The organism is Halomonas sp. BDJS001, assembly GCF_026104355.1.
Taxonomy (GTDB): Bacteria; Pseudomonadota; Gammaproteobacteria; order Pseudomonadales; family Halomonadaceae; genus Vreelandella.
Genome location: NZ_CP110535.1, coordinates 3,051,199 through 3,062,882, shown reverse-complemented (window position 1 = coordinate 3,062,882; position 11,684 = coordinate 3,051,199). Strand labels below are relative to the sequence as shown.

General features: G+C 55.6%; 10 protein-coding genes and 1 pseudogene. 7 read left to right on the top strand and 4 right to left on the bottom strand.

Annotated elements, in window-relative coordinates; translation table 11 throughout:
* The first annotated feature begins 33 nt into the window (after window positions 1–33).
* On the top strand, window positions 34–510 hold the full coding sequence (locus OM794_RS14215; RefSeq protein WP_088700425.1) for a hypothetical protein: 477 nt from the start codon (window positions 34–36) through the stop codon (window positions 508–510).
* 49 nt (window positions 511–559) lie between these two features.
* Window positions 560–880: a tryptophan synthase subunit beta like protein gene (locus tag OM794_RS14210; RefSeq protein ID WP_226250734.1), complete on the top strand. Its 321-nt coding sequence runs from the start codon at window positions 560–562 to the stop codon at window positions 878–880.
* Window positions 881–917: 37 nt separating this feature from the next.
* Here OM794_RS14210 and OM794_RS14205 read toward each other — a convergent pair whose 3' ends face one another.
* The 3 genes from OM794_RS14205 to OM794_RS14195 form a co-directional block, all read right to left on the bottom strand.
* Entirely contained in the window at window positions 918–2,819 is a 1,902-nt protein-coding gene (locus OM794_RS14205; RefSeq protein ID WP_265153815.1) for an EAL domain-containing protein, read from the bottom strand.
* A 14-nt stretch (window positions 2,820–2,833) separates the two neighbouring features.
* Entirely contained in the window at window positions 2,834–3,538 is a 705-nt protein-coding gene (locus OM794_RS14200) for a transglutaminase-like cysteine peptidase (RefSeq protein WP_226250737.1), read from the bottom strand.
* A gap of 94 nt (window positions 3,539–3,632) precedes the next feature.
* Window positions 3,633–4,343, bottom strand: a complete 711-nt coding sequence (locus OM794_RS14195) for an arylesterase (protein ID WP_226250738.1) — start codon at window positions 4,341–4,343, stop codon at window positions 3,633–3,635.
* Between the two features lie 76 nt (window positions 4,344–4,419).
* Between OM794_RS14195 and OM794_RS14190 the strand changes: the two genes are divergently transcribed.
* The 4 genes and pseudogenes from OM794_RS14190 (at window position 4,420) to OM794_RS14175 (ending at window position 9,984) form a co-directional block, all read left to right on the top strand.
* The gene (locus tag OM794_RS14190) at window positions 4,420–5,220 is read left to right on the top strand and encodes an ABC transporter ATP-binding protein (protein ID WP_413229709.1); all 801 of its coding nucleotides are present in this window, start codon (window positions 4,420–4,422) and stop codon (window positions 5,218–5,220) included.
* Window positions 5,217–7,787, top strand: a complete 2,571-nt coding sequence (locus OM794_RS14185) for an ABC transporter permease (RefSeq protein ID WP_226250739.1) — start codon at window positions 5,217–5,219, stop codon at window positions 7,785–7,787. The genes OM794_RS14190 and OM794_RS14185 overlap by 4 nt, the downstream gene beginning before the upstream one ends.
* A 249-nt stretch (window positions 7,788–8,036) precedes the next feature.
* Window positions 8,037–8,938: pseudogene (locus OM794_RS14180) on the top strand (alpha/beta fold hydrolase).
* A 14-nt stretch (window positions 8,939–8,952) separates the two neighbouring features.
* Window positions 8,953–9,984 carry a patatin-like phospholipase family protein gene (locus OM794_RS14175; protein ID WP_226250741.1) on the top strand — a complete coding sequence of 344 codons (1,032 nt, stop codon included), beginning with the start codon at window positions 8,953–8,955 and terminating at the stop codon, window positions 9,982–9,984.
* A 4-nt stretch (window positions 9,985–9,988) separates the two neighbouring features.
* Here OM794_RS14175 and OM794_RS14170 read toward each other — a convergent pair whose 3' ends face one another.
* Window positions 9,989–10,558, bottom strand: a complete 570-nt coding sequence (locus OM794_RS14170) for a Smr/MutS family protein (RefSeq protein WP_226250742.1) — start codon at window positions 10,556–10,558, stop codon at window positions 9,989–9,991.
* A gap of 157 nt (window positions 10,559–10,715) precedes the next feature.
* Between OM794_RS14170 and prmB the strand changes: the two genes are divergently transcribed.
* The gene (gene prmB / locus OM794_RS14165; RefSeq protein WP_226250743.1) at window positions 10,716–11,675 is read left to right on the top strand and encodes a 50S ribosomal protein L3 N(5)-glutamine methyltransferase; all 960 of its coding nucleotides are present in this window, start codon (window positions 10,716–10,718) and stop codon (window positions 11,673–11,675) included.
* Window positions 11,676–11,684: the final 9 nt, after the last annotated feature.

Sequence of the window (11,684 nt, the reverse complement as noted above, 5' to 3'; positions counted from 1 at the left end):
GTGTGGGGCTTTTTCAATTGTGAAGGGGGCAATATGTACTTTGATGAGATACAGCTTTTGCGCTGGATGAAAGGCGATAAATTAGCAGTCGAATATATAGAAATGATTTGCGATATCGCTCATAAATGGGACGATTTGATCGATAAAGATAAAGTGCTTAGTGATGAAGAAATTAATAAGCTCTTTTTTGATGTGCTGATTAAACTTCCAAGAAATACTTTCTATCGCAAGAATTTTGAACACTTGAACTCAGTGCTAATGAATGCTATTTCGAACTGGCAAATTGCGACGCAAATGGAGCGTGAGGGTGGCGATTATGAAAAAAGTATCGCTTTTATCTTGCGGTCTTCCTATGTTGATCTGATTACGCAAGCAGCTTTGCTGTGTGGTGGCAACCAGTGGGCTAGTAAAGTAGGTTCCGAGGCACGCGCGATCACACACAGCGAAACCTACGAAGGTTATTTGAAGAATCTCGATCTTGAGAAAAATGCCAGAACATCGCAAAAGTAGTTTTACAGTAAGTCGGAAAATTTGGCTTTATAAAATGGGGTTATAGATAATGCTCTACATCAAACGCAATACATCCGGCGAGATCGCGATGCTCAGCAAAGAACCAACGGCCGAGTGCATCGAAGCGATCGCCCCTAATTCACCTGAGGTGCTGGCTTTTCTTGCCGACCAGCCGGAATCTTCTGCGAACTTTATCGCCTCTGATTTGGCGTTTGTTAGGGTGGTCGAGGATATTCTGGAGGTGTTACTGAGCAAGGGTATTATCACCTTCACTGATCTGCCGGAAGCCGCCCAGGCGAAAGTGATGGAGCGTAAATCGCTGCGGTCAAAAAATGATGTGGGGCTGCTAAGCGACGACGACACTATCTAGGTTGTATATCTCAGTCGCCGCCGTTCAAGTCTATTTGTTAGGCACGTACGCCTGGCCCGGTGGCGCCATCGACACCCACGCGGAACAAACAGGCGATCTCCTCCTCGTCTGCAACCCCTTCTCCTATCACCTGAATACCCAGTGAATGGCAGAGCGTGGCCATGCCGCGCACAATGGTTTGCTGCTCATTTGAAGCATGCAGTTGGTGAATAAGACTGCTATCCATTTTTAGGTAAGCAAGCCCTACATCGTGCAAGTCTGCCAGTTTGGTGAACTCTGCCCCTACGTGCTCTATACCGAATGCGCAGCCAAGCGGTCGTAAGGCCGTACATAGCCCCCGTAAGCTGCCAATCGCGTGGGTGCTAAGGGTGGCGGGCACTTCAAAGCAGAGCTGCTTGGCCAGTAAGGGGTGTGCTACCAACAGCGTGCGCAGGTCATTAACAAACTGCGTATTAGTGATAGACGCCGCAGAGAGGTTAATCCCTACCGGTTTAAGGTCATCTTCTAGATTCGTGAGCGCTTTTTTGACCACGGCTAAATCGAGCGCTGGCTCCATTTCAAAGCGGGTAATCCAGGGAATAAAGACACCGGCGGTTTGCCAATTCCCGCCTAGCAGTAAGCGGGCCGGGCATTCGTAATGGATGATCTCTCCCTGGGCGTCCACGACGGGGAAGTACGCTAACTCCGGGCCTACCAGAATGGCTGCTTCCAGCGCATTTCGCCATTCGGCATGGCTGCTATAGAGGGAGACACGCTTGCGCTGCCGTACAACTACCTGTTCAAAGGAAGTTAAGCTTTCGGCCTGTGCCAAGGCGTCATCCAGGGTGGCTAAAAGCGTGCCGCGTTCATCATGCGCTGCATAAGGCACAATGGCCGTTGGCAAGTACACCTTGGCCTCGGGCGCCGTGGCGGCAACCTCGGCCAACACGGCCATCACTTGGATTCTAAGCTCCTCGACATCGTCCATAAGCGGCAGCATAAAGATAAAATCACTGCCGTTAAGGCGGCCTACCATCGGCTCTGCCGACACACTGTCCAAATGCCCCAGTTGGCTAACGAGGGCGCTCAATAGTTGGTCGGTGGCGGCGTAACCGAGTTGCTCGTTGAGTGTTTCTAAGGCCTGAACGCGAACCATGACCAGCATACCTGTTGATCGAGCGTCCTCACTGTTGAGTTGAGATGCAAGCTTGCCCATAAATACGTCACGATTTAGTGCGCCGGTGACACGGTCATGCTGTAAATGCCGACGTAATTCATCCAGCTTATGGCTTTCTTGACTGAGCATCTGATGGACATTGGCCGATAGCACGTTCATTGCTTGAGTGACTTGGCGTAACTCCAGGGTGCGTGGCTCTTTAATGGTGGTGAAACGACGCGCGCTGATATCTTGTGCCTGCGTGACAACGCGGGAAAGGGGATGCTTAATACCACGAACAATCACGGTAGCAATTGCTAAGCTGATCACCCCGGCGAGTAAAAACCAAGCAGCGAGTTCCAGCATGCTGCGCCATAAAGAGGTGTAGGCAAAACTGTGTTGGCTCTCAAGCTCCAACGTACCGTACTGTCGCCAGCCATCTTGAATCGTCGCTGTGCCGCTGGGCACATCAAACTCAATAAGCTGACGAAACCAGGCGGGCACATCGCCACTATACTCTTCGGCGGAGCGTTCAATAAGTACGCTATCGTCCGTATCGCGCAGGGTGATTCGGCGGTAGTACCCGGTGTCAAATTGAGCTGCGATTAGCAGTTCGAGGGTGACAAGGTCTTTATCGAGCTGGCTCATGGAAAGCGCCAAAGCGGTAGCATTGTCTTCATTCTTAATACGCACTTCCTGCTCGATATAATCGCGGCTAGAGGTAATGCTAATGGCGAGACTACCCATGAACGACAGCAGCAGCAGGGCGATAATGGCAATCCAAAGTTGTTTGATAAGTGACATCGTGCCAATTCCTCTTAAATGAAACCCTGGGTTTGCATACGTTCAATGACGTTGCGCCAGCGTGATAGCCGAGCCAATGGGTCTGCGCGGGATTCAGAAGAACCACCTGCCCAAAGTCCATCGCTATTAAAACTAAACAGTGGGTCGAGATCAGTCCGCTGAGAGGCAGGGGTGATCGACGGTACAATATTGTCTAGCACCAACGGTTCTGCATCCGGGGTCGAGTAATAGCCCAGCACCATGTGGGCTTGGGTAATTTGACTACGCCCGATGCGCGCACGGACATAAATCATGCGTAGGTACTGACTAGTAATGCCTAATTGTTTAAGGGTAATGTACTTGGCAATGGAGTAATCCTCGCAATCTCCCTGGCCTTTACCCATTGCTTCCAAAGGCGTAGCCCAATAATCCTCTTGCCCCCACACCTGGATATCGTCAATCCACCGGATGCGGCGATTAAAGAAGTCATTAACCCCACGCAGCTTGGCTTGAACGTCTTGGTTTTGTAGCTGTTGAAGCAGGTTAAACCACTCCTCTAATACGGACAAACCAGCCCGCCCATACTGTTGCTGCATGCTTTGGCGTAGGCGTTGTGGATCAAACGCTGCGGCAGGCGTTGGATGAATGCCAAGACCTGCGCCTAACCAAAGCGCGCCGACTGTTGCTAAGAACTGTCGACGCGAGAATGCAGGAGGGCTGTGATGAGAGGGTGCAGGCATGAGTCGCCGTTAATAACCGCCAAATTGAGGTTAAGATTACAAGCTGGCGGGTTGAAGTGCTACACCTCTCAGTCAAAAGGGTGGCGCTAGTTGCTTATTGAGTCGCTGCCTGCTGCGTCGTTTCTAACTGTCGCTCAACAAGAGGCTCCAAAAGTTGTTCAAGTTCGGGCCACACATTCTCCAAAATAATAGGCTGCGCATCGGCGGTAGGATGAATGCCATCGCTCTGCATTAGCGCGTCATCAAGGGCGATATCGGCAAGTAAAAAGGGTACTAATGAGACGTCATACTCTTCTGCCAGCGAGTAAAAGACACCGGTAAAGGCATCCCGGTACGCTTGGCCATAATTGGGCGGGATATCGATTCCCAGTAGCAGTACCTGAGCACCTGCATCCTGGCTCTGCTCAATCATGCTGGCTAGGTTCGCCTGCATTTGATTGGGTGGTAAGCCGCGCAGCCCATCGTTGCCGCCCAGTTCAATAAGAACAATATCCGGCTGCCGCTGTCCGATAATCTCAGAGAACCTTTGCAGACCCCCGGATGTGGTCTCACCGCTAATGCTGGCATTAATAACGTGCACCTCGCCTTCTAAACGTTCTGCTAGCAGGTTCACCCAGCCCTCTTCACGTTCTATGCCGTACGCGGCGCTTAAACTATCGCCCATCACCAATAGGGTGGGGCCAGTGTCTGCATTAACAGGCTCTGCGTTGATAGACGGTGAGGCAACGGTGACTATCAGCAGCACCAGCCATCCGGTTACCATACGGTTCAGTCCATGCCATGCCACAGGGATGCCACGCTTCATGTCTTACTCCTCAAATTCCAGTTCTTCAAATTCCAGCTCCTCAGATCAAACTGCGAATTCATCTATCGATAAAACAGTGTCAAGCGAGTCACCCCAGGGCAAGCGCCAGCCTACTACCGACAACCAAGCGGTTAACGATGTTCCCCTAGGCGCTGTTAGGCCGCCTGTACTGCACGCAGATAAGCTGTCTAAAAAAGTCACCAGTGGTGAACGCTCGCTCACCATCTTACACGACCTATCGCTGAGCGTAGCGGCGGGGGAGAGCGTCGCCATTTTGGGTAAAAGCGGCGCAGGTAAATCAACACTGCTGGGCCTGCTGGCCGGTCTTGATACTCCAAGTGACGGCGAGCTAACGCTATTTGGCCACGCGCTAAGCCGTTTGGATGAGGATGGGCGTGCAGCACTGCGTGCCGGACGCGTCGGCTTTGTGTTCCAGAACTTTCAACTGCTGCCCACTTTGAGCGCACTTGAAAACGTCATGCTGCCCCTTGAGCTGTCGCCCCGGGCTGGGGAGACGCATACCGCTGCTCAGTGGTTAGAGCGCGTGGGTCTTGGCGAGCGGGTGAATCACTTACCCAAACAGCTTTCCGGGGGCGAGCAGCAACGTGTTGCCGTAGCCCGTGCTTTCGTTACCGACCCTGAGCTGGTATTCGCCGATGAACCCACTGGCAATCTGGATCCTGACACTGGTGCGCAAGTCATTGATCTGCTCTTCCAACTTAACAGGGAGGCGGGCACCACGCTTATTCTGGTTACCCACGACCACGCTCTGGCGCGGCGCTGTGATCGTTGCTTGCGTTTAGATCATGGCAAGTTAGAAGCCGTACTTGAAAACATCGAGCCAACCGCAGTGTCGATTGATGAGGATGGGCGATGAGTGATGTGAATTGGCGCTTGGCGATGCGCAGCCTTAAGCGAGATCTGCGCGCTGCTGATGTGCGTGCGCTGTTTATTGCCTTGGTATTGGCCGTGGCAGCCTCCACCATGATCGCGTTTTTTCTAGACCGTTTAGAGCGCGGTTTGGAGCGCCAGGCGGGGCAGATGCTGGGTGGCGACCTAGTGCTAGAGCAGCGTGATCCGTTTTCCGAGGAGCTGCGCGAACGTTTGGAGAGCGCGGGCTTTGTCCTTAGCGACCAGATAGATCTGGTATCGATGATTAGCCGCGATGGCCGTTTTCAGCCCGCCAGCTTAAAAGCCGTGGATGATGTCTACCCACACTACGGGGTCTCCTACGTCGATTTTGGCAATGGCACTGAGCAAATAGCCTCTGGCCCGCCGCCGGGAGAGGCATGGGCTGACCCGCGACTGATGGAGCTGGTCGAGATCGAGCTGGGCGACCGGGTGCAAGTGGGGCAAACCGAACTGACCGTTAGTGGGATTATTGAGCGCGAAGCGGATCAGTCCGGTGGGTTTGGTAATTTTAATCCGCGCCTGATGATGAACACGGCGGATGTCGAGGCCACGGGCCTGGTTCAGGAGGGCTCGCGGATTGAGTTTGAAATTTTAGCTGCGGGCGCTCCTGCAGCGCTGGATCAAGTGCAAGGGCTGCTGGCCGAGCTCCGCCGCGACGGGGTAGAAGTACGCGATGTGCGCGTTGACCGCCCCCAGCTAGGCAATGCATTACAACGAGCAGAAAGCTACCTGGGGTTAGCCGGTTTAGCGGCGGTGCTGCTAGCGGGCGTGGCCGTGGCAATGTCAACCCGCCGCTATGTGGAGCGTCACCTGGATACCGCTGCGCTGTTACGCTGCTTTGGTGCCAGTCAGCGTCAGTTAGTGACCATTTTTACCCTTCAGTTACTCGGTTTGGCACTGGTCGCGGCAGCGATCGGAGCGCTGCTTGGGCTGCTTGGCCAAGCGGTACTGATCTGGCTGTTGGTGAGCTTTCTTCCCATGACACTCCCGCCGCCGGGGTTAATGCCCCTAGGACTAGGAGTATTCACAGCCCTTGCTGTGTTAGTTGGCTTTGCAGGGCCAACGCTGCTGCGTATCAAACAAGTCAGCGCCTTAAAAGTACTGCGTCGTGAGCTTGATCCACTGCCGCCTTCGGCCTGGCTGGTCGTGGGCGTAGCAAGTGTCGTGTTTGGCGGGCTGCTTTGGCTCTACTCGGGCAGCCTGCCACTGGCAATCGGGTTGTTAATCGGTGGTGCGCTTTTGCTGGGTGTGCTGTGGATGATTAGCGCGCTGCTACTTAATGGCCTTCTACGTGTTGTGCAGCGATTCTCTGGGAGTAGTGAGTGGTCACAGGCGCTGAGACTCGGTGGCCGCCAGTTGGCGCGCAGGCGTCAAGCGGGGCTTGGGCAATTGCTGGCCTTTTCGGTCACCTTCTTTGCCATGGCAATGATTGTCTTGGTGCGCGGTGATTTGCTAAGCACCTGGCAGGATCAACTGCCCGAAAATACGCCCAACTATTTTGCTATCAATATTCAGCCCTCTGAGCGTGACCCCTTTGAAGCCGCGGTTTCGCCGCGAGTGGAAACCCAAAGCACCCTCTACCCGATGGTGCGTGGCCGAGTGATTGCTATTAATGATCAGCCGCCGAGAGACGCCGTACCGCCGGATGCGCGGGGCGACAACTCGTTACGCCGAGAACTCAACCTCACCTGGCAATCAGATGTGCCAGAAGGCAATCAAGTGGTGGCCGGCGAGTGGTTCTCAGCCGCGCAAACGGAGGGCGACGCAAGTCGAGGCTGGATGGGCGCCGTCGATGCCACGCCCCAAGCGGCCCCGGTGCCTATTTCGGTGGAAGATGGATTGGCTGAAAGGCTTGGTTTGGGGATTGGCGACGAGATGACGTTCTCGGTAGGTAGCGACGAAATCACTACCCAAATCACCAGCCTGCGCAGCCTGAATTGGGATAGCTTTCAGCCTAATTTCTTTGTCATCTTCCCGCCGGGCGTGCTGGAGCAGTTTGGCCATAGCTACCTTACCGCTTTTCATCTACCGGAGGCGGAGCAGGGGCTTATTCGGGAGTTGATCACCGATTTCCCCGGCGTCTCGTTGCTTAACGTGGATGCGATTTTAGGCCAGGTGCGGGATGTGCTCGCCCAGGTCACTCGGGCGGTAGAGCTGGTGCTCGCTTTGGTACTACTGGCAGGCATTAGCGTGCTGTATGCCGCGCTGACCGCAAGCCTTCCGATGCGCGCCCATGAAAGCGGTCTGCTGCGCGTATTTGGCGCAGGCAGCCGGATGATTTCGCGGGTTCAGGGGGCTGAATACGCGCTGTTGGGTTTTGCCAGTGGTTTGATGGGCGCGATGCTGGCAGAGCTAACCTCGGCCGTACTGTATATTTACCTGCTGGATCTCACCCCGCGTTTGCATCTGGGGCTATGGGTCTTACTGCCCATTGGCGGGGCGCTGTTGATCGGTGTCATTGGACACGCGCTTTCGCGAGGTTTGCGTCGTCAGGCACCGGCAGCCAGCCTGGGGCTATTGGGTGAGGCTTAGTGATCATGAACTTATTTAGCTAACCAGAAACCGACGACGGTGGCGCTGATGACAGCAACAAAAAAGACCAGATTACGGGCGCGAGTATCACGACGTGGTTTCATAACGGCACCAATGCAGTGTTAAGTACAAGGTTGAAGTAAAATATGCCTAGCATGGTAACGTTTGTCGTCTGCGCCGTCATCTTACTGATCCAGTGACGTGTCCGTTCGGTTAGGATCATTAGCTGTTTATTCAGGACTGCTATTTATGCCCCACAACACTCCGGCGACGCACTCTGTTGCGCCAAAGCCGCTTTCCCTTGCTCAAGGACGCCTAGGGGGGCTGAGCTGGGGGCGTGCTGACGCCCCAACCTGGTTGGCTTTACATGGCTGGCTGGATAATGCCGCCAGCTTTACTCGTCTAGCCCCGCCGTTGGTCGAGGCGTTGAATATTCGTATTGTGGCGCTGGATTTTCGCGGCCACGGCCATTCGGCACACGCGCCATCTGGTGGTGACTATGCGCTTTGGGACTATTGCCACGACGTACTGGACGCCATGGACTCCCTAAACCTGGAGCAAACCAGCTTGCTGGCCCACTCTATGGGCGCGGCAGTGGCCTGCCTGCTTGCCGCTTCGCTGCCAGAGCGAGTCGAGCGGCTAACGCTGATTGATGGGCTCGGTGCGCTCAATACGCCTATTGAAGAGACCGCTAGTCAACTGCGCAAGGGGTTAATCGCCTATCGTCGGCCGCTTTCGCGGGCACCGCGTTACCCCGATATCGAGAGTGCCGTTGCCGCACGGGTTGCTGGTGGGGTCACGCCGTTGGATAGCATCACGGCAACGCCGTTGGTGGAGCGGAATACCCAGCCTACCGCCGATGGCCATGTGCAAATGCGCACTGACAGCCGACTACTGAAGCCTTCCCTGGTGCGCTTTACCCCGGAACAGGTGCTATCACTGCTGGCAGCCATTAACGCTCCGATGCTATTAATTGAAGGAGAGCAGGGGATTTTGGGGAACGAAAATGGGCCCAAGAGGCGCGGCAAGTGGTCAAAGGGTTAACCCGTCAGGTGCTCAGCGGCGGCCATCACTTACACTTGGAGCCCAGAGCAGTGGCGCAAGTTGCCTCGGTTATCGGCGGTCACTGGGGTAACTCCGGTTCCGTCTAGGGAAGGAACGTAGTATGAATGAATTGGCATATTTGAGTAGTGGCAAAAAGGTCGCACTGGTGCTGGGCAGCGGTGGCGCCCGCGGCTACGCCCATATCGGTGTGATTGAAGCGCTGGAGGCGCGAGGGTTTGAGATCGTTGCGGTATCCGGGTGTTCAATGGGCGCCGTGATCGGCGGTATTTACGCCGCTGGTAAGCTACCTGAATACCGCGACTGGGTGTGTCAACTCGACTACCTGGATGTGCTCAAACTGGTGGATGTCACCTGGAACTCTATGGGGGCGATGCGTGCCAGCAAAGTCATGAGCAAACTGGAGGCACTGGTCGGCGATATTCTCATCGAAGACCTGCCGATCCCCGTCACTACGGTAGCGACAGACCTGGTGCGACAGCGGGAAGTGTGGTTTCAAAGTGGCCCCTTGCTGCAGGCGATTCGTGCCTCCATGGCCGTACCGGGCGTTATCACCCCGGTTCATCTTGGCGATCAGGTGCTGGTGGACGGCGGGCTGCTCAACCCACTGCCGATCATGCCTATGGTCGCCGCCCACCAGGCGGATTTTGTGGTCGCAGTTAATGTGACTGCCCATAGCCCATTGCCGGTGACCTTAGAGGAGTTACTGCCTAAAGAGGAGGAAACCGCCGATAGTCGCACCCAAAGTGAGATCGACCGTGATCAACGCATGGGGCGCTGGATCGGCGATGTGCGCGCCGCTACGCAAAAACTGTGGGCAGGTCTTGGTGCTAATGTCGATGTCGCAAACGGGGAGGGCGACGACGAAGAGCTAGAGGAAACCACTGAAGCGCGCGGTAAGCGCGAGTGGAGCAAGCTAGATATGATTTTGGAGTCGTTTGATATTACCCAGGCGGCGTTGGCCAAATACAAGGTGGCAGGGTACCCGCCCGATGTGCTGATCGAAATCCCCAAAACGGTGTGTAGCACTTATGAATTTTACCGGGGCCGAGACTTGATTCGGCTTGGCCGTCATTTGGCGGATGAAGCGCTGGAGCGACGCATGCCCAGCATTGCGTCCGACGCAACCGAGTAGAGGGCTATTGGCCCCGCTTGCGGAGTAATATATACACCGCCCCGGTGCCGCCATCAATATCGATGGCCGAGCAGAATGCCAGCACTCCCGGCCACTCCCGCAGCCAAGCGTTGGTATGGCTTTTGAGCACAGGAAAATCCGCCGTAGTGCCCCAGGCTTTGCCGTGCACCACCAGTACGCAGCGCAGACCCTGGCTAGCCGAATCGCGTAAAAAGCTCTCTAACTCCGCACGCGCCTCCTCCAGGGTATAGCCATGCAGATCAAGCCCCGCTTGCCACGCCGTTTGGCCGCGTTTTAACTGGCTAAATGTGCGCCACGGCAAGTCGGGCACGCTGAACTCAAGATACTCGGAGGGGCGCACGGCTTCCACCCGGCCATCCGAGGTGCGTCCACTGGATTGGGGGGGACTGCTTTCTATTGCCGCATGGCGCCGCGCCTCATGGGCCTTATCGTCGCGCTTTGGTTTGCCAGGGTCTGCCTGATTGGTGGCGATAGGGCGTACCCCCGCCGCCTTCAAAGCGTCGCGAAAGGCACTGATATCGTCATCATTAGGCAGGTGGCGGCGTCGCGTCATGGGCAGGCTCAAGTGGTAGAAAAAGTGAATCAGTTAAAGGAGCACAGTATAGCGGGCTGAGCGTTGCTGTGAACCGGACGAAGTGAAAGGTACAATCTTTTCATTCGTAATACGTATAACGCATTATTGCCATGAGTACCGTTAACCAGGAGCCGCTGTGACCACGCATCTAAACGTTGAGCATTCACACTCAACCCTTTCCCTGTCGGAGTCGTCGCTGGTGAGCCAGCTGTTTACCCTACGCGACTACCTGCGCTGGGTCTCAAGCGAGTTTTATCTGGCGGGGCTGCACTATGGCCATGGCACTGACTCAGCCTGGGATGAGGCGGTGGCGCTCTGCTTAGGCGCGCTGCATCTGCCGTGGAATATTGACCCCAGTGTGTTAGAGGCGCGGCTGCTGCCCGTTGAACGCCAGCGCATTATTGCCCTGGCGCGGGAGCGGGTCACCACCCGTCGTCCGCTGCCTTATCTGCTCGGTGAGAGCTTCTTTGCGGGTCACCCGTTTAGCGTTGATGAGCGCGTACTGATACCGCGCTCGCCGATTGCCGAGCTGATTGAAGATGGCTTTGCCGCCTGGTTCCCCGAAGAGCCGCCCGCCAGCGTGCTGGATCTATGCACTGGCTCCGGTTGTATTGGCATTGCCACAGCCCTCTACTTACCCACTTGCGAAGTGGCGCTGGCCGATATCAGCCAGGATGCCCTCGCTGTGGCACGGCAAAATATTACCCGCCACGATGTAGGGGATCGGGTGCGAGCGATGGAGTCGGATGTCTTCAGCGGCTTGGAAGGTCGGCGTTTTGATCTCATCGTCTCCAACCCGCCCTATGTGGATGCCCGCGACCTGGCCACCATGCCTGCTGAGTTTCGCCATGAACCCTCGTTAGCGCTGGGGGCAGGTAGCGATGGCCTGGATATTGTGCGGCGCATACTGCGCGAAGCGCGGGAACACCTAACCGATGGGGGCTGGCTAATTGTAGAAGTCGGCAACTCTGATCGCCATGTGGAAGCAGCGTTTCCCGACGTGCCTTTCCTGTGGCTTGAATTCGAGCGTGGCGGCCAGGGCGTATTTGCTTTGAGCGCCGCTGAACTCGACGCCCATGCGGCGTCTTTCCAGTGAGGAACTAAC

Excerpts from the sequence above, each read along its gene's own strand:
- OM794_RS14215 (WP_088700425.1), top strand. The coding sequence starts at position 34 with ATGTACTTTGATGAGATACAGCTTTTGCGCTGGATGAAAGGCGATAAA.
- OM794_RS14210 (WP_226250734.1), top strand. The coding sequence starts at position 560 with ATGCTCTACATCAAACGCAATACATCCGGCGAGATCGCGATGCTCAGC.
- OM794_RS14205 (WP_265153815.1), bottom strand. The coding sequence starts at position 2,819 with ATGTCACTTATCAAACAACTTTGGATTGCCATTATCGCCCTGCTGCTG.
- OM794_RS14200 (WP_226250737.1), bottom strand. The coding sequence starts at position 3,538 with ATGCCTGCACCCTCTCATCACAGCCCTCCTGCATTCTCGCGTCGACAG.
- OM794_RS14195 (WP_226250738.1), bottom strand. The coding sequence starts at position 4,343 with ATGAAGCGTGGCATCCCTGTGGCATGGCATGGACTGAACCGTATGGTA.
- OM794_RS14185 (WP_226250739.1), top strand. The coding sequence starts at position 5,217 with ATGAGTGATGTGAATTGGCGCTTGGCGATGCGCAGCCTTAAGCGAGAT.
- OM794_RS14175 (WP_226250741.1), top strand. The coding sequence starts at position 8,953 with ATGAATGAATTGGCATATTTGAGTAGTGGCAAAAAGGTCGCACTGGTG.
- OM794_RS14170 (WP_226250742.1), bottom strand. The coding sequence starts at position 10,558 with ATGACGCGACGCCGCCACCTGCCTAATGATGACGATATCAGTGCCTTT.